At 37.5% G+C, this 16,784-nt stretch carries 13 protein-coding genes; 5 read left to right on the top strand and 8 right to left on the bottom strand.

What is annotated here, in order from left to right:
• Nucleotides 1-81: 81 nt before the first annotated feature.
• The 3 genes from ACJJVW_RS14090 to ACJJVW_RS14080 all read right to left on the bottom strand — a co-directional run bounded on the left by ACJJVW_RS14090 (nucleotide 82) and on the right by ACJJVW_RS14080 (nucleotide 1,689).
• Nucleotides 82-261, bottom strand: coding sequence for a hypothetical protein (locus ACJJVW_RS14090; RefSeq protein ID WP_405252688.1), 180 nt, complete (start codon nucleotides 259-261; stop codon nucleotides 82-84).
• Between the two features lie 62 nt (nucleotides 262-323).
• Nucleotides 324-1,007: an SIMPL domain-containing protein gene (locus ACJJVW_RS14085; protein ID WP_405252686.1), complete on the bottom strand. Its 684-nt coding sequence runs from the start codon at nucleotides 1,005-1,007 to the stop codon at nucleotides 324-326.
• A gap of 49 nt (nucleotides 1,008-1,056) precedes the next feature.
• Nucleotides 1,057-1,689, bottom strand: coding sequence for a rhomboid family intramembrane serine protease (locus ACJJVW_RS14080; protein WP_144783869.1), 633 nt, complete (start codon nucleotides 1,687-1,689; stop codon nucleotides 1,057-1,059).
• A 64-nt stretch (nucleotides 1,690-1,753) separates the two neighbouring features.
• Between ACJJVW_RS14080 and ACJJVW_RS14075 the strand changes: the two genes are divergently transcribed.
• Complete coding sequence (locus tag ACJJVW_RS14075) at nucleotides 1,754-2,659, top strand: lysophospholipid acyltransferase family protein (protein ID WP_405252684.1); 906 nt, start codon at nucleotides 1,754-1,756, stop codon at nucleotides 2,657-2,659.
• Nucleotides 2,660-2,664: 5 nt separating this feature from the next.
• Here the strand turns inward: ACJJVW_RS14075 and ACJJVW_RS14070 are convergent, their stop codons facing one another.
• From ACJJVW_RS14070 to glmM, 3 genes are all read right to left on the bottom strand, one after another.
• Nucleotides 2,665-4,170 carry an aminotransferase class V-fold PLP-dependent enzyme gene (locus ACJJVW_RS14070; RefSeq protein WP_405252683.1) on the bottom strand — a complete coding sequence of 502 codons (1,506 nt, stop codon included), beginning with the start codon at nucleotides 4,168-4,170 and terminating at the stop codon, nucleotides 2,665-2,667.
• A 90-nt stretch (nucleotides 4,171-4,260) separates the two neighbouring features.
• Entirely contained in the window at nucleotides 4,261-4,617 is a 357-nt protein-coding gene (locus ACJJVW_RS14065; protein ID WP_405252681.1) for a hypothetical protein, read from the bottom strand.
• A gap of 58 nt (nucleotides 4,618-4,675) precedes the next feature.
• Nucleotides 4,676-6,064: a phosphoglucosamine mutase gene (glmM, locus tag ACJJVW_RS14060; protein WP_405252679.1), complete on the bottom strand. Its 1,389-nt coding sequence runs from the start codon at nucleotides 6,062-6,064 to the stop codon at nucleotides 4,676-4,678.
• A gap of 207 nt (nucleotides 6,065-6,271) precedes the next feature.
• Here glmM and ACJJVW_RS14055 point away from each other — a divergent pair, with 207 nt between their 5' ends.
• The 4 genes from ACJJVW_RS14055 (at nucleotide 6,272) to ACJJVW_RS14040 (ending at nucleotide 12,507) form a co-directional block, all read left to right on the top strand.
• Nucleotides 6,272-6,856 (top strand): ACP phosphodiesterase, encoded by a 585-nt coding sequence (locus ACJJVW_RS14055; protein WP_405252677.1) that lies wholly within the window; start codon nucleotides 6,272-6,274, stop codon nucleotides 6,854-6,856.
• Between the two features lie 33 nt (nucleotides 6,857-6,889).
• Nucleotides 6,890-8,581, top strand: a complete 1,692-nt coding sequence (gene ggt / locus ACJJVW_RS14050) for a gamma-glutamyltransferase (protein WP_405252675.1) — start codon at nucleotides 6,890-6,892, stop codon at nucleotides 8,579-8,581.
• A 159-nt stretch (nucleotides 8,582-8,740) separates the two neighbouring features.
• Nucleotides 8,741-9,637 (top strand): serine hydrolase, encoded by an 897-nt coding sequence (locus tag ACJJVW_RS14045; protein ID WP_298324686.1) that lies wholly within the window; start codon nucleotides 8,741-8,743, stop codon nucleotides 9,635-9,637.
• 26 nt (nucleotides 9,638-9,663) lie between these two features.
• Nucleotides 9,664-12,507, top strand: coding sequence for an Npt1/Npt2 family nucleotide transporter (locus tag ACJJVW_RS14040; RefSeq protein ID WP_405252673.1), 2,844 nt, complete (start codon nucleotides 9,664-9,666; stop codon nucleotides 12,505-12,507).
• Nucleotides 12,508-12,568: 61 nt separating this feature from the next.
• Here the strand turns inward: ACJJVW_RS14040 and ACJJVW_RS14035 are convergent, their stop codons facing one another.
• Together ACJJVW_RS14035 and ACJJVW_RS14030 are read right to left on the bottom strand one after the other, a co-directional pair.
• Nucleotides 12,569-13,816 (bottom strand): serine hydrolase, encoded by a 1,248-nt coding sequence (locus tag ACJJVW_RS14035; RefSeq protein WP_405252671.1) that lies wholly within the window; start codon nucleotides 13,814-13,816, stop codon nucleotides 12,569-12,571.
• Nucleotides 13,816-16,734, bottom strand: coding sequence for a PEP/pyruvate-binding domain-containing protein (locus ACJJVW_RS14030; protein WP_405252669.1), 2,919 nt, complete (start codon nucleotides 16,732-16,734; stop codon nucleotides 13,816-13,818). Before ACJJVW_RS14030 ends, ACJJVW_RS14035 begins: the two co-directional genes overlap by 1 nt.
• Nucleotides 16,735-16,784: the final 50 nt, after the last annotated feature.

Here is a 16,784-nt window from a genome sequence, read left to right as displayed (position 1 = left end):
GCGAAAGCGTTATCTTAAAATCTAGAAAATAAAAAAGGCAAAGAATATACATTCTTTGCCTTTTTCTATAAATACCTTTTACTATTGTTCGTTCTTAGCTCGTAATATCGCCTCATCATTAGCCTCTATCTTAGCTAAATCTGATCCTTCTCGATGTACACCATTTCCTATGGATATAGGATTGGGATTATCTCTAACGATGCGTGCTTCTATTTCTTTTTTTCGCTCTGACTTATTATTGTTTTCATCTAACTTTTTCATATATTAAAGATACTGAGCTATTCTAAATGATATGGTTAACACGTCGTTAAGAATAGTTAAGCTTAGTTTAATTTAAAGCTCACAGCTATTTTAGTTGTGATAATAAGCTCACCAGGTGCAATGGTTTCTCCTCCTGAGTTGTCCATTTCCATAGACATCATTCTTGCTTTATACATAGGTGGTTGTGGTGAAGAAGTGCCTTGCTCACTTATTTGTACCGCCTTACCTATAGTTTGTCCGAGCGCTTCTGCATATGCTGTTGCTTTTTCTTTTGCATCCTTTATCGCTGCTATACGAGCGTCTGCCTTTAAAGCATCCATCTTAGACGATGTGAATTGTACATTATCGATACGATTAATACCGGAATTAAGAAGTCCAGTCATTACACCCTCATACATTTTTAATTCTTTGAGCTGTATAGTGAGCGTTTGGTTTGCGTTGTAATTATACGTCTTGCTGTTATAATCGTAATTTTTATTAAGATTAATGTATTCTGTTTGTACATACTTATTATCAATTCCTTGAGAACGTAAAAACTTAATCACCTTGTCTATAGATTGATCATTTTCTGCCTTTACTTGTTGCGCTTCCTTCCCTTGAGTTTCTACGCGAACTTTTATCGATACGCCATCTGGAATTACTTTTACAATTCCTTCTCCTGTGACATTTACAAGTGGTTCCATAGTATCAGATTGTGCAGTTAGACTCATTACCGTAAATAATAATATTGCTGTTAGATATTTCATATTTGTTTGTTTTAGACAATTAAGATAACAAAGTTGATACCATAGTTTCTTAAATCTTTCCCATTTTAAATAATACAAAGAAAACAAGTATAGGTGCTGCAAGCGCAAGCACAATAGGTAATCTTACTTCTAGGAGCTCTGGAACCGAAATGAGCGCGATTGCATAACCCGCAATAGCACCACCAAAGTGGGCATCATGCCCTATATTATCATTGCGCTTTACCATACCATAAATGGAATAAATCATATATCCTACTCCGAATACCCAACCCGGTAAAAAGTAAATTTCTAGTCCTGGGTTAAGTAGAATACCAGCGTACACAACACCCATTACTGCTCCACTAGCTCCTACTGCCGAGTAATGATATTCATCTTTATGTAGAAAATAAGACAGAATATTACCTAAGAGTAAACTGGATAGATATACCATTAAAAACTTAGGTACACCTATGGTATAGATCACAGCATTTGCAAAAAAATATAACGTGAGCATATTAAATAATAAGTGCTGCGTGTTTGCATGTAAAAAGGCAGAAGATACCATACGCACCTGCTCTCCTCTTCGTATAGCACCTATATTAAATTTGTATTTTTCAAACATAGAGTAGTTATTAAAACCACTCATAGAGAATAAAACATTTGCTAAGATAATTGCAATTGTAACTGGATGTAAATCCGCCATAAATACTAAGTTTTACTTGTAAAGATAGCTATATTTGTGCTATCAATTTCTTAACAAAATCTGAATGAAAGTAGTCGTTTTCTGGTTATTCTATCCCCTTTTATGGTTACTCTCTGTACTTCCTTTTAGAGCTTTATACATCGTTTCAGATTGTTGTTACTTTCTTGTTTATCATGTCATAGGTTACCGTAAGAAAACGGTGAGATATAACTTAAGACTTACTTTCCCAAACAAGTCTAATGATGAGCTTAAGACTATTGAAAAAGAGTTTTATAGCCATTTTTGCGACATGTTTCTAGAGATGATCAAGTCTATGAATATTAAGAAAGAAGATCTCTTAGAGCGTTACCAGTTTACAAACAAGGAACTCATTACTCAATATGATAAAGATGGTTTGAGCACTTGCCTGATGATGGGACATTATGCTAGTTATGAGTGGATTTTTGCGCTACAACTTTCTATGGAGAATCCTGGTTATGCTGTATATAAAAAAATTAAGCATAAGCAATTTGACAACCTTATTAGAAAAATAAGGGGACGATGGAATACCTTTATGATTGACTCAAAAGAAACTGTGCGCTACATACAACGACTAGAAAATGATAATAAGGTAGGCACTTATGGCTTTGTGGCAGATCAAACACCTAGGTATCATAAAGCACATTATTGGACTCAATTTTTAGGTCATGAAGTACCTTTTTTTACTGGTGTTGAACGTATTGCCAAAGAATTTTCTCTACCCGTGATATATTTTGGGACAGAAAAAATAAGCAGAGGTCATTATAGAGGAACCTTTGAGTTACTAACTCCTAATGCTTCAGCAACTGGCGAAGGTGAGGTTACTAACGCTTTCGCGAAAGCGCTAGAAAAACAAATTCTTGCACGTCCAGAATACTACTTATGGACTCATAAGCGTTTTAAACTTCTAGGTAAAAAGGAAGAGATACTTTCTAAAATAAAGAAGGCCTAAGTCTCTTAAAACTCAAACCACTGGTCTATCGCTTCGCTTCTACTCTTTGACGTAGCAGCATCATCCCTGTGTAAATACTCATTTGAGTGCGTCTGATAACGATAATCTTCTGACCATTCTTTATGGTTTGATGCTAGTTCTTTAATGGCACTACAAGCATATAAAACCTCTTCGTTAGTGAGTGTAGGATGTATAGACATTCTAATCCAACCTGGTTTGTGAATTAAATTACCAGCGTCGATCTCGCAGGTAAGTGAATTAGATGTTTTTTGATCTACGTTGAGTAAATAATGACCGTAAGTACCTGCACAACTGCATCCACCGCGCGTTTGTACTCCAAAACGATCATTAAGCATTTTTACAGCAAGGTTAAAGTGTAAATCACTTATGTAAAATGAGATTACTCCCAACCTGTCTTTGTGATTACTAGCCAAAATATTAATATCCGGTACTTCATTGAGTTCTTTCCAGATAATATCTATAAGCTCGTGCTCACGATTTATAATATTACCAACGCCCATCTCTTCTTTGAGCTTTATAGACAGAGCTGTACGTATGGTTTGTAAAAAACCTGGTGTACCTCCATCTTCACGTTCTTCTATATTATCAATATACTTGTGCTCTCCCCAAGGATTTGTCCAAGAAACGGTACCTCCGCCTGGGTTATCTGGTACGACGTTTTTATATAATCCTTTATTAAAAATCAATACACCTGAAGATCCTGGGCCTCCTAAAAATTTGTGTGGCGAAAAGAAAACAGCATCTAGGCGTTCTTCGGGATTTGCTGGATGCATATCTATGTTAACATAGGGCGCGCTGCAAGCAAAATCTACAAAACACAGTCCGCCATGTGCGTGCATTAATCTTGCTACATCATGATACGGAGTTTGGATACCTGTTACATTGCTACACGCTGTTATAGAAGCAATTTTAAACGGATGATTCTCATATTTAAGAAGTTCGTTTTCAAACATTTCTATACAAAAAAGCCCGTCTTCTTTAGCAGGAACAACTACAACCTTAGCTGTAGTTTCTAGCCAGGTAGTTTGATTACTGTGATGCTCCATATGAGAGATAAAAACAATAGGTTTTATCTCCTCTGGTACGGTTACAAACTTTTTTATATTCTCAGGTACTTTTAAACCTAGTATGCGTTGGAATTTATTGATCATTCCCGTCATTCCGTTACCTCCTACAATGAGAACATCATCTTGATCTGCATGTACATGCTCTTTAATGATATCCTTGGCTTTGTGGTAACTCATGGTCATCGCAGTACCAGAGACAGTAGTCTCCGTATGTGTATTTGCCACATAGGGACCAAAATCACGTGTCATTTTATCTTCAATAGGTCCGTACAGTCTCCCAGAGGCTGTCCAATCTGTATATAGTAATCGCTGGGTGCCATAAGGTGAAGTAAAGTATTGATCCACACCTACAATGTTTTCGCGAAAGCGTGTAAAGTAATTCTCTAGTTTACCGCTAGACTTAATAGGATTTAATGTTTTCATAATCAAAACTTTAGGATGTAAATTTATTAAAAAAGACAACAAAAAAAGAGCGCCGTGGCGCTCCTTTTTAAAATTGTATGAACATAAATTTTATTCTCTTACAACAAATTCATGGGTTCCAACTTTTAATGAGTCGACAATTTTTCGTCTTATATCATATACGATGATCTTTGATCCACGAGATGTTTTTTGAATAAGAGACAAACCTCTTCCATCAATTTTATTACCTTTTATAAGAATTGATTGACGCTTATCTACTCGTAGTTTAAAATCTAATACTTCGTTTTCAGATTCCTCAGTATCTATTCTAAATTTTGACAAGTCCTCCTTACTCATAAGCCTAATGGCTTGTCTACTTTCTTTTTCATTAGAAAGGTTGTTTTGTGAAAAGACATTGATAGAACCGAGTAAAAAAACAAGAGAAAATATTATGCGATAATTAATCATTATAATGTGGATTTCAAATAGACCGAAATTGATTTTATGATTTTACTACTGTCAATGATTATATGCCAGCTACCTCCTTTATAGTAGCAATCATATCATTTGCGATTTGATCTGCATTTTCTTGTGTGCTTGCTTCTGTATAAATACGAATAATAGGCTCTGTATTAGATTTACGTAGATGTACCCAGTGGTTTTCAAAATCTACTTTTACACCGTCTACCGTTGATACATCTTCATTAGCATATTTTGCAGCCATTTTTTCTAGTAATGCATCTACATCAAGACCTGGTGTGAGCTGGATTTTTTGCTTACTCATAAAATATGGAGGATAACTAGCTTTAAGTTCGCTCACGGTAATTTTAAGCTTCGCAAGGTGCGTCAGAAACAATGCAGTTCCCACCAGGCTATCACGACCGTAGTGTGATGCTGGATAAATGATTCCACCATTTCCTTCTCCTCCTATTACAGCGTGTTGGTCTTTCATAGTTTGCACTACGTTTACCTCTCCTACAGCACTTGCAAAGTATTCTCCGCCATGCTTTCTAGTGATATCACGTAAGGCACGAGAAGAAGATAAATTTGAAACCGTATTTCCTTTAGTTTCTCCCAGTACATAATCTGCACAGGCAACAAGCGTATACTCTTCTCCAAACATTTCACCCTTCTCATCTATAAATGCAAGACGATCTACATCTGGATCTACTACGACACCAAAATCTGCTCGCTCATCTACTACCATCTTACAGATATCACCTAAGTGTTCTTTAAGTGGCTCAGGATTGTGTGGGAATTCTCCATTAGGTGTACAATATAATTTTACTGCCTCCACTCCTAATTCTTCCAGAAGTCTTGGTATTGCAATACCTCCAGTAGAGTTTACACCATCTACTACGACTTTAAATTTGGCAGCCTTAATAGCATCTACATCTACAAGTTCTAGAGCCTTTACTTCTTCAATATGCAAATCGATGTAAGCATCATTTTTTGTGATAGCACCTAGATCATCTACTTCAGCAAAAGTGAAGTCTTCATTTTCTGCATACTTAAGGATCTTCTCTCCCTCTACTCCGTTTAAGAATTCTCCTTTGCTATTTAATAACTTTAAAGCATTCCACTGTTTTGGGTTGTGAGAAGCCGTGAGTATGATTCCACCGTCTGCATGTTCCATAGGTACCGCGATTTCTACGGTAGGCGTGGTAGAAAGTCCTAAATCTATAATATGAATCCCCATTCCTATTAAGGTATTCATCACAAGTTCTTGTATCATTGATCCAGAGATACGAGCATCACGCCCTACTACTACTCTGTAGGTTTCTTTGTTACGGTCATTCTTGAGCCAGGCTCCATATGCTGCAGCAAATTTAACCGCATCTACTGGTGTTAAGTTATCTCCTGTGCGTCCTCCTATGGTTCCGCGTATTCCTGAAATGGATTTTATTAGTGTCATAAATTATGATATTCTGAGATTAGGTGTTAGTTGATTGATGACGCAAAAGTAAAGAATTGAACTCGATAGCACTTATGACGCAATTTAAATTATGTTTAAGTTTTTTTGCTTTCGCGAAAGCGTAACTATCGCAACATTGATTTTTTAAGTATTATTTGCCCAGTAACCATTGATAATACAACTTGCAACAACTATCTTGTTCTCTATATGAACTTCCTTGCACACATTTACCTTACAGACGGATTACCACAAGAAACCATAGGCAACTTTATGGCAGATGGTATAAAAGGTAAAAAGTACCTCAAATACTCAGATGATATCCAGAAAGGGATTTTAATACATCGCTGGATAGATAGTTATACAGACAGTCACCCCATTGTAAAACAAAGTACAAAGCGGCTTCACGAGAAATATGGACATTACTCTGGTGTGATTGTAGATATTCTATACGATCACTTTCTTGCCAAAAACTGGAAGAACTATCACGACACGCCTTTAGACATATACATCACAAATTTTTATCAATTACTTGAGGATAATCACCATCTGCTCACGAGCCGAATTCAGAAAATGATGATCCCTATGATGGAACAAAACTGGTTACTCAGTTATGCGACTATGGAAGGAATAGGCACAGTGCTCTATAATATGAATATACGCACAAAACGCCGCGTAGCGATGGATAAGGCTATAGAAGACCTAGCAGAACATTATGAAGCCTTTGAAGATGAGTTTACACGGTTTTTTGAGGAGCTGCAGGCATTTGTTGCATTAAAACTTAAAGAACTATAAGTTTGATATATTTACGTTAGAAAATACAACCACATGAAAAAATTACTATTACTCCTCTCTCCTATTTTATTTATAACGTGCAAGACAGAAACACCTACTCCTGAGCCCATACATGGATTAATTGCACAAAAAGCAATGGTAGTTTCTGCTCGAGAAGAAGCCTCACGCATAGGATCAGAAATTATGGAGCAAGGCGGTAATGTTTTTGACGCCATGATTGCAACAGATATGGCGATTAACGTGGCATATCCTTTTGCAGGAAGTCTAGGTGGTGGTGGTTTTCTAGTATATCGTACTAAGGATGGCGAGATAGGCGCACTAGATTATAGAGAGATGGCTCCCGCAGCCGCTACGCACGATATGTACCTTGATGAAGATGGTAATGTGATTCCTAACTTGAGCACAGAGGGAAGCCTTGCTGTGGGTGTTCCTGGAGGTCTTGCGGGTATGTTTGCCGTACACGAGAAGTTTGGCTCTTTACCTATGTCTCAAATTTTACAACCGGTCATTGATCTTGCTCGTAATGGATATGTGGTAACTGAGAGTCAAGCCAAACGATTTGACGCATTGCGCGAGAAGTTTATCGAGCTTAATGGAGATAGTATTTTATATGCAAACGCTTTCGTGAAAATGTCTACCCTCAAAAATGAAGCCCTTGCAAAAACACTAGAGCGTATTGTCGCAAATGGTAAAGACGAATTTTACAAAGGAGAAACTGGACAGAAGTTAGTGAACTACCTACAATCAAAGGGTGGAATCATCACGATGGAGGACCTTGCCGCTTACGAAGCAAAATGGCGTACTCCCGTAACTTTTGAATATGATAACTTAAGAATTATCTCCATGAGTCCTCCCAGTTCTGGTGGTGTGTGTTTATCTGAAATCATGCAGATGATTGAACCATATGACATCTCACAATATGGACATAATACGGTAGAGAGCATCCAGCTACTTACCGAAGCCGAGCGACGTGCCTATGCAGATCGTAGCTTTTATCTAGGAGATCCAGACTTTGTTGAAATTCCGCTGGAAACATTACTGTCTGACGAGTATGCAAAAAATAGAATGGATTCTTTTTCTTGGGATACCGCCACAAATTCAAGTGATATGAGCCACGGGAAGTTACCAGGTTATGAAAGTATGGAAACCACACACTACAGTGCGATAGATCAGTACGGTAATGCAATCGCCGTGACAACAACGCTTAACGGTGCTTATGGATCAAAATTATATGTAGACGAGATAGGTTTCTTTTTAAATAATGAAATGGACGATTTTTCTAGCAAACCTGGTGTGCCCAATATGTTTGGCCTCATAGGTGCCGAGGCAAATAAGATTGAACCAGGGAAGCGTATGCTATCAAGTATGACTCCTACCCTAGTAGAAAAAGATGGAGAATTCTGGATGACCGTAGGAACTCCTGGAGGATCAACAATAATTACTTCTGTATTACAAACGGTTCTTAACGTTCATGAATATGGAATGACTATGCAAGAAGCGGTAAATGCACCACGCTTTCACCATCAGTGGTTACCAGATGTTGTATTATTTGAACCAAATAGTTTTGATGCTGAAACCATAAAAGGGTTACAAGAAAAGGGATACAACACAAATGAAGAACAATCTCCAGTTATCGGAAAAGTAGACGGTATTTTAGTGCTTCCTGACGGCACATTAGAAGGTGGCGCAGATAGACGTGGAGATGATACTGCTGTAGGGTTCTAAATAGCTTCACGAGTATAACACCCAATTTTATAATAACTTTAAGAATACAGTAAATACTATAGTTGATTATAGGACGTTATCATCGTTTTAACAGTAAAGGTTGCTATCTTTGGCAGCCTTTTTGTATACTATAAGAAACCTTTAAAAAAACATATATTTATGAAATACATTGCGCTTTTTATGTGCTCCTTCCTTGCCTCAGTGATGACGGCACAAAATCTTCCACTAGCGGTAAGTGATGTCGCTCCACTAGAGACACATTCTAGTCCTATTCTTCAAGAACTACTTTCTCAAGAAATAGCAAAGAATCCTAAATGGAAGAGCATGGTCAAAGCAAATAAAATGTCTATTGGTATTGTAGATATGAGTAATGTAGATAGAATAGAATATGCAGGATTAAACGATGAGTTTATGATGTATGCAGCTAGTCTACCTAAAATTGCAATTTTACTTGCAGCTATGGATGCTATAGAAAATGGCGAACTCAAAGATTCTAAAGAAGTGCGCAAGGATATGCATCTTATGATCAGTAAATCAAATAATGCTGCATCTACGCGTATGATTGACCGTGTAGGTTATGAAAAAATAGAACAAGTATTACGTAGCGATCAGCTTAAACTTTATGATGAAGAAGTAGGTGGTGGTTTATGGGTAGGAAAGAGATATGCTGCAGGCGGGAGACGCCATCCAGAACCTATGAAAGGTCTTAGCCATGCTGCTACTGCAAGACAAGTATGTAGCTTCTATTACCAACTTGCGATGGGAAATCTTATTAACCCAGCAAGATCTTTAGAAATGCTTAAAATCATGAAAGATCCTGCATTACACCACAAGTTTGTAAATACATTAGATAAAATTGCTCCAAAAGCTGATATCTATAGAAAGTCCGGATCATGGAAAAACTGGCACTCAGATTCTGTGTTAGTATGGGGACCTGAGCGTAAATATATTTTGGTTGCTCTTATAGATGATTCTCAAGGAGAGCAGATTGTTAGAGATTTAGTAATTCCTTTAGAAAAAGCAATGAAAAAATCACGAGCTTTAGCATTCAACTAGAGCATCTCACAATCCAAACATAATTAATGATAAAAAGACTTTATAAAAAAGCCTTTGATATAAGAGATGGTGAAATCACCATCTCTTTTTTTATGCAACTGTACATCTTTTTGGTGATTACAGTATTGCTCATTGTTAAGCCTACAGTAAATGCACTTTTCCTCTCTGCCCTAGGTGCAGAAAAATTACCCTATGGGTATCTCATGGTTGCCGTGGTAGCCATCATTAGTTCGTTTTTTTATAACAAAGCGCTTAAACAATATTCTTTTAAGAGGGTTGCGACAATCACACTCTCTGCTTTTTGTCTATTTTTTATTATTCTCTCTATAGCGCTACACTTCAAATTTCTTGAAGTTTGGGTGCTTTATCTCTATTATGTTCTCATATCGCTTTTTGCAGTTGTAGTAACGTCACAGTTCTGGATACTGGCAAACATGGTGTACAATGCTAGAGAAGCTAAGCGCTTATTTGGTTTTATAGGTGCTGGTGCTATTGCTGGAGGTATTTTTGGAGGATACTTGACAACGCTTATTTCTGCAATGTTCGGGAATAAGGTTTCTATTCTCATAGCAGGTATTCTTATTCTCTCATGTGTTCCCATTTTACACCACATATGGAATTTAAGGCTTCGTACGCTTACCGTATATTCTAGAAAGAAAGAGGTTCATCAAGCAACTTCGCCAGACCGCAATGCGTACCAACTCATATCAAAATCAAAGCATTTACTATACCTCGCGTCTATAATTGGTGTAAGTGTCGTTGTTGCTAAGCTCGTAGATTTTCAATTCAGTGATTTTGCGCATAGGGCATTGCCAGATTCAGATGAGTTAGCTTCGTTTTTGGGTTTTTGGTTCTCTTCATTTAATGTCGTTGCACTATTAATTCAGCTGTTTATCACAAACAGAGTGCTCAGTTATCTTGGGGTAACCTCAACCATGCTCATCCTTCCATTAGGGATTGCTTTGGGATCACTCCTATTTCTTACGGTACCTGAGCTTTGGGTACTTATCATTATCAAAGGATTAGATGGTAGTTTCAAGCAATCAATAAACAAAGCAGCTGCCGAGCTTTCTATTTTACCCATACCTTACGCAATAAAAAATCAAGCTAAATCATTTATAGACATCGTAGTAGACAGTGTTGCTACAGGTCTTGCAGGATTTTTACTCATTTTTGTAATAAAAGGAATGGAGCTGGATACTAAGTTTGTGACAGTACTCACACTCTTTTTTCTATTTGTTTGGCTCATTTTAATTTACAAACTAAGGGATGCTTATTTTGACTCTTTCAGAACTAACTTAAAGAGCTTACTTCTCAATAAGGAGAGTTCTAAGAAGACATTCCAAGAAGATAGAACAATCTCTACCGCGAGACGTATTTTACAAACTGGTGAAGAACAAGAAATACTAACGCTCCTTACGAGGTTATCTACTACAAAACTCAATCCTCTTAAATCGCATATTGTAAAACTTCTCGATCACCCTTCTAACGCTGTAAAAAAAGCAGCTTTAGAAGAATTATATATTTACAAAGAAGGGACAGCGCTAGCTAAGGTGAAGACACTACTCTCTAACGAAGATGATGCGCTCACACTCGCTGTATTACAATACTTATTGCATCATACCCAATTAGAAGACGAAAGCGTTTTTAATGAATACCTCAACCACCCTAATCAAAGAATATCAAAAGCGGCATTACTTTGTCTCGCACAAGATGCGCGCACTAATGATCGCCTCGCTACGCGATTTGACTTAAGAAATCGTATTGCCAAAGAAATCGAGAGACTAGGAACTCCCGAAGGATTAGAAAATCAAAAAGAAACATCAGAATTACTGCTAACGATTGCATACTCTGGGATGAAAGAATTTTATTATTTCATCTCTATTCATTTTAGCAATAAGCAACGTTCTGTTGCTAGAAAGGCAATTCAAGCTGCAGGTATCACTACAGATCCATTATTTGTAGGACACCTATTGCAATATCTGGAAGATAAAGACTTACGTAAGACTGCTATAAAAAGTTTAACCCAGTACGGACCAGAAATTACCAAAACCCTGCTTCAGTTAGAAAGTGAGGATGCTTTTAGCCTTGACATAAAAAGAAATCTACCTAAGGTTATTGCAACTTTTAATTCTCAGAATGCAGTGCGCATATTATATAAGTTTCTAGCTAGTAATAATCTTATCGTACGCAAGAATGCCTCAAAATCATTGTTGAAATTAAGTACGCAAAATCCTTCTCTAGTAATAGATAAGCGACGCATAACAAAATACATCCTAACGGAAAGCAACTATTATCAAAGCACCATAAATGCCCTTTCAACCTTTATAAAGCTTGTAAATACAACTTCCCTAAGCGAAGACATAAATGGAAAGGAAACAGAAATTTTACTTGCTCGTGAGGCGATTGTCATGATTTTAAGAGAGCAAGTAGATTTAAGTCTGAATAGTATTTTTACCTTACTGAGCATACGCTATAACCAAGACGACATTACAGCTGCTTTTCTTGGCTTAAAAAGTGATGATGATAATGCAAAAGTGAACGCTATCGAATTTCTAGATAATCTTCTTCACATTAAACTTAAGAATAAGATCTTACCGTTACTAGAGTACAATATTATTGAAACAGAAGGAGCAGATACAGCACACTTTGAAATAGAAGACCAGTCAGAATTTCAAACTATTCGTAATTTAATAAGAAACCGAAGCAGGCAAATGAATATCGCCATGCTACATCTTATAGAAATCTTAGAGGATGCGAGATATATTCCCATCACACAATCCTTTACTAAACATAGAAACAAAGGCATAAGCAAGCTAGCAACGAGAGTTCTACAAGGTCTTAAAAGCTCTCAGAAAGCTAACAAATAATAAAAAAAATGCCCATTAGATGAGTTCTAATGGGCATTTTTAAAGTTATTAATTATGATGACTAGGATGGATTCACCACCTCATCAATACTACTTGCTAGATACATGTGAGCTCCAGCAGAGTTTTTATTAAGCACATTGGTCATTAAGCAAACTATGTACTTCTTTCCATTAGGCTGCTCTACAATGATTACGGAGTTCATATAGTTATATACATTTCCTGCATAATCTTTACATCCTGGGTCTTTACTGCGATCACATTTATAAAATGATCCAGATTTAAAAAACACAGCGGCATCATCAAGTCTATTAGATTGTGCATAACGTATCCTTCTATCTGTCATATATAGTAATCGCTTCATCTCTAGTGAGCTTTCTTCATCTATAACGTTTCCTTGTTCTAAGGCTACCAGAAACTTCATGAGGCCTTTAGGAGTTCCTATACTACCACCTTCACGACCTACATACTTTCCAGCAGGACGGGTAAACATCCCTCCTAGTCTCCAGTCATCTTCTGTTATACCTAGCTCTCTTAGAGGCTGATTTACAACTCTGTTTGCTTGGCTTGTAAGAGAGTCTCTGTCTGTCTCTACAAAGTAATTTTCAGACTCTTCCTCTGTTAAGTCTGCATAATCTCTGCCAAAAGCGTCTAGTAACATCGTTTCTCTGTACAATACGCTTGCAGCTCCATTGTTACTTACAGAAACCATATGATCTGCCCACTCGTATAATGAAAACTCATCACTTGCCACTACTTGGCGTTTTGTAAGTTTATCCTTTTCAATATCATAGATAGGAATGGTGTGGTGATCTCCTGTACCCCAGTAACGTGCTTTCACGCGCTTATTACACATAAGTCCTGTACGTAATGCAAAATCATCTGGATAAGTCTCTGCAAGCTCATTGAAAAAACCGTTTAGTACGGCAATTTTACCCACACTTCCTGGCTGGTAACCAGCGTTCTCTCTATGAGCTGCATATTTCAAATTTTCTGGATCGCTCATATCAAGAACTGCAAGGGAGTAGTTTCCGCCGGGAGTGATTCTTGCAATAGCACGCGCAAATTCTGGATCTTCAACGAGAAGTGCACCAAGAGAATCTTGCTTTCGCGAAAGCAAATTTAACTTAATATCATTTAGTTTTAAATAAGCTCCATTAGGAATACGTTTATTAGTAATGCTATCTTTCTCCATTTTTTGAAGACGATACAATCTTTTGATTCCAGTGCTGTCATAACCATCTATAGGATAAATTATCGTGGCAACAAGTGTGGATAATGCAATAAATGTAAATGTGATAAATGTCTTCATTAGTTTATTGGTGCGTCTAAGGTTATTAAAAAGTCTTCATTAATTACAGGCGAAATAGATTCTAAATATTCAGAAGTCTTTGCCGTTTTATTCTCTACAAAAGGTCTGATCTGAAACAACCACAATTTGTCATTCTCAAATCCAAGCTCTACATCATAAGCTCCATCATAAGTAGACCCTGTCATTTCTGGAAGGCGCGTTCTTATAGACTGAGCTATTGCACGTATATCATTTATGTTTTTCTCGTTTAGAATTTGCTCATCAAAGGTTGCGATGTTCTTCTTCACACCTCCCGTTGCCGGCAAGCGTATATAATCTGCTTGACGTGCAGGAGAAAGTAACCTGCTTCCTGTTGCTGTTACAAGTCTAGTTTCGGCAGCTTGGCCATCTACTGCTCCTCCTGCTCCACGGCTAAAGGCGATTGTAAGATCCTCATCTGTCCCTTGATTAATTCCTTTGGTAATCATCACTCCACTATAATCCACATCTACAGATGGTATAATTAAAATGGATGGAAATACATTTTCTGGATTACTCAAATATTGCTGGCGCCATTTAAAGCTACGCTCCGTGTATGGAGAAGCCCAAACGTCTTTAATCCCTTTCAATATTTTATCTTCATCAAGTATATTAAAGAGCGTCAGGTTCAATCCTGCGCCTGTAAACTCTTCAAGGTCTTCCATATTTGTATCACTACGTAAGAACACAGGTGTTTTGCCGATAGGTGATTTAAATACTTTCTGGAAATCTGCTCGCAAGCTATTCACAAATGACGGCTTAAGTGTCATTACATTAATCGCATCACGCAACCTCTTCAACTCTTCTAGTTGGAAGGTCTCTATCTCTTTTGACGATGCGCCAGAGGTTTTCATGTCTTCCGCTTTCGCGAAAGCGTTATTTAAAAACTCCCAGTAAGAACCATCATAGCTAGCCATCTTTTGATCCATATGATCTTTAAATATTCCGAAAGGAATCACAAGTCCTTCTACCACCTGATCTGGAAACATCTTTTTAAGCTGACCAAGATTTGCCGCCTTAGGACCTACAAGTTTTCCAGATGCACTTGCATCAAGATCTCGCATGTTTATAATATCTTTTTTTTCAAGCTGAATTTTTTCTACAGGCACCGTTACTTGGCTAGTAGAACGCTGCTTCTTTGTAAATAACTCACGTTCCTCATCTGTAATATCGTCCTCGCCTTTTATGATAACGCTTCCCTTGTTTGAAACTGCATAAAACACATTCTTACCGCTATACTTACTCAAATCTTGAAGGTTTTCTTGAGATAAGGCCGCATTAGGAATACCTAAGTTTCTAGCAAGTAATTGCACGTGCGAGACAAGGTTACCTTCTGACACAGTCATAATACCAGCAACGGGTTTAAGATCTGATGGCGGTTTTTCAAAAACGTAAATCTTCTCCGTATCTACCTCCACTCCTTCTGGAGATCCTTCTATAACGACAAGCTCACCATAAGCATAGCCAGGATTTAATCCTCGTACAGAAGACTGTCCATCTATATCCATCACCTTGTTTTCAAGTCCTGAATGCTTTGCTATAAAAGCTCCTAACGTACTGACACTCTCCCCTAAATCAAGAGCAAGAGATGAGCGTACACGATCATCTATGAAGCCATATGCCTTAGGCTCAAACTGCGCATAAATATCTACAATTTCTTGATAGTTTGCTTTTACCTGAGAAGCGCTCCACTCTACAAGTCCTCTTGATGTGGCAAGAAAATCGTTAAGTTGTGCTACGCTCTTATCATTATGGTAGCTATCGGCAATAAGATAAGGCTCTACCGCTGCCCACTCATTCATTTCTATAAGTCCTGTTCCCGTTGCGGCATAACCCAACGTCTGAATCTTATATAGTAAACTCTTGAGTGTCTCTGGTTTCCATTCTTGTGTTTTTATAAGAAGTATATCTTCAAGCTCGTTAGAGAGGTCAAGCATTGTGAGCTTATCACTCCCTCTATCTAAAGTTTCTATCTCTTGGCGAATTAAGCACAAAATGTCTGCAATTTCTGGCACTAATATTTCAGGAGAGGCGTCACGCTCGCTGTTTGTAAGAAAGCTTGTAATACGTTCTGTGAGCTCATTTTTTACAGAAACACGATTTACTTGTGCTTGTAATTCCTTAAAGTTAATAGGTGCATAAAATGCAGCCATTGTTTTTTCTAAAGCATCAAACTGAGATTTTAATTTATCAGAAAGATTGCCTTTATGCTTTGCTCTAAATTCTTGTACCATCTGGATATCACTCACGCTAGGTTTACCATGTATCTTAATACGGGCATCCATAAACTTAGGATAATCTTCGGCTAGGATTTTTGATTCGCTACGCATACGTTGTGCAATGTTACTATCACCATCGTGTGGTATATCTCGCAATGTTTGACGCAGTAAATAGTAATTTTGTCTTAGTCTCGTATCGCTACGCAGTAACCACTCATAAAAGTCGATACCCCATGCTTCTTCATCTTCAGATTGTACAGCTCCTCTATAAAATTGAGATTTGCGCTGTACCCATCCATCATCTACACTTCCTAAGTAGCGAGCAAGTTGATATTGTTTAATGCGGCTATGGTCGTTTGCCACATCCCAAAAAAGTTCTTTATCTGTATTTGCAAGTATATCTGCTACATATAAATGATGCTTTTTACCAAGAGCGATAAGATCATCACTGTAACTGGCATGTTGTACACCACCACCTATGTCATCTGGACAAGGGTCACGGGCTTCACGCTGTGTACCATCTTTACAGAACCATTCAATCTTTTTGTAAGGACCACGAGCATTTTCTTTATATGATTCAATACTCTTTTTTATAGATGCCACAGGAAGGTCCTGCGCATACACTGTACTTGCTATACAAATAGTAAGGCTTGTAAGCAATAACTGGGTAATTTTCAACATGTAGTGTTGTTTGATTTGATTGTTTGGACTAATATAGGTTAGTCCAAATT

It is taken from the genome of Dokdonia sp. Asnod3-C12, from assembly GCF_045063975.1.
GTDB lineage: Bacteria > Bacteroidota > Bacteroidia > Flavobacteriales > Flavobacteriaceae > Dokdonia.
The sequence above is the reverse complement of the archived record's forward strand: the minus strand, read 5'-3'. Positions and strand labels throughout refer to the sequence as shown.

Coding starts and splice junctions, on each gene's coding strand:
- ACJJVW_RS14090 (WP_405252688.1), bottom strand. CDS start 261: ATGAAAAAGTTAGATGAAAACAATAATAAGTCAGAGCGAAAAAAAGAA.
- ACJJVW_RS14040 (WP_405252673.1), top strand. CDS start 9,664: ATGATAAAAAGACTTTATAAAAAAGCCTTTGATATAAGAGATGGTGAA.
- ACJJVW_RS14075 (WP_405252684.1), top strand. CDS start 1,754: ATGAAAGTAGTCGTTTTCTGGTTATTCTATCCCCTTTTATGGTTACTC.
- ACJJVW_RS14065 (WP_405252681.1), bottom strand. CDS start 4,617: ATGATTAATTATCGCATAATATTTTCTCTTGTTTTTTTACTCGGTTCT.
- ACJJVW_RS14030 (WP_405252669.1), bottom strand. CDS start 16,734: ATGTTGAAAATTACCCAGTTATTGCTTACAAGCCTTACTATTTGTATA.
- ACJJVW_RS14045 (WP_298324686.1), top strand. CDS start 8,741: ATGAAATACATTGCGCTTTTTATGTGCTCCTTCCTTGCCTCAGTGATG.
- ggt (WP_405252675.1), top strand. CDS start 6,890: ATGAAAAAATTACTATTACTCCTCTCTCCTATTTTATTTATAACGTGC.
- ACJJVW_RS14035 (WP_405252671.1), bottom strand. CDS start 13,816: ATGAAGACATTTATCACATTTACATTTATTGCATTATCCACACTTGTT.
- ACJJVW_RS14085 (WP_405252686.1), bottom strand. CDS start 1,007: ATGAAATATCTAACAGCAATATTATTATTTACGGTAATGAGTCTAACT.
- ACJJVW_RS14055 (WP_405252677.1), top strand. CDS start 6,272: ATGAACTTCCTTGCACACATTTACCTTACAGACGGATTACCACAAGAA.
- ACJJVW_RS14080 (WP_144783869.1), bottom strand. CDS start 1,689: ATGGCGGATTTACATCCAGTTACAATTGCAATTATCTTAGCAAATGTT.
- glmM (WP_405252679.1), bottom strand. CDS start 6,064: ATGACACTAATAAAATCCATTTCAGGAATACGCGGAACCATAGGAGGA.
- ACJJVW_RS14070 (WP_405252683.1), bottom strand. CDS start 4,170: ATGAAAACATTAAATCCTATTAAGTCTAGCGGTAAACTAGAGAATTAC.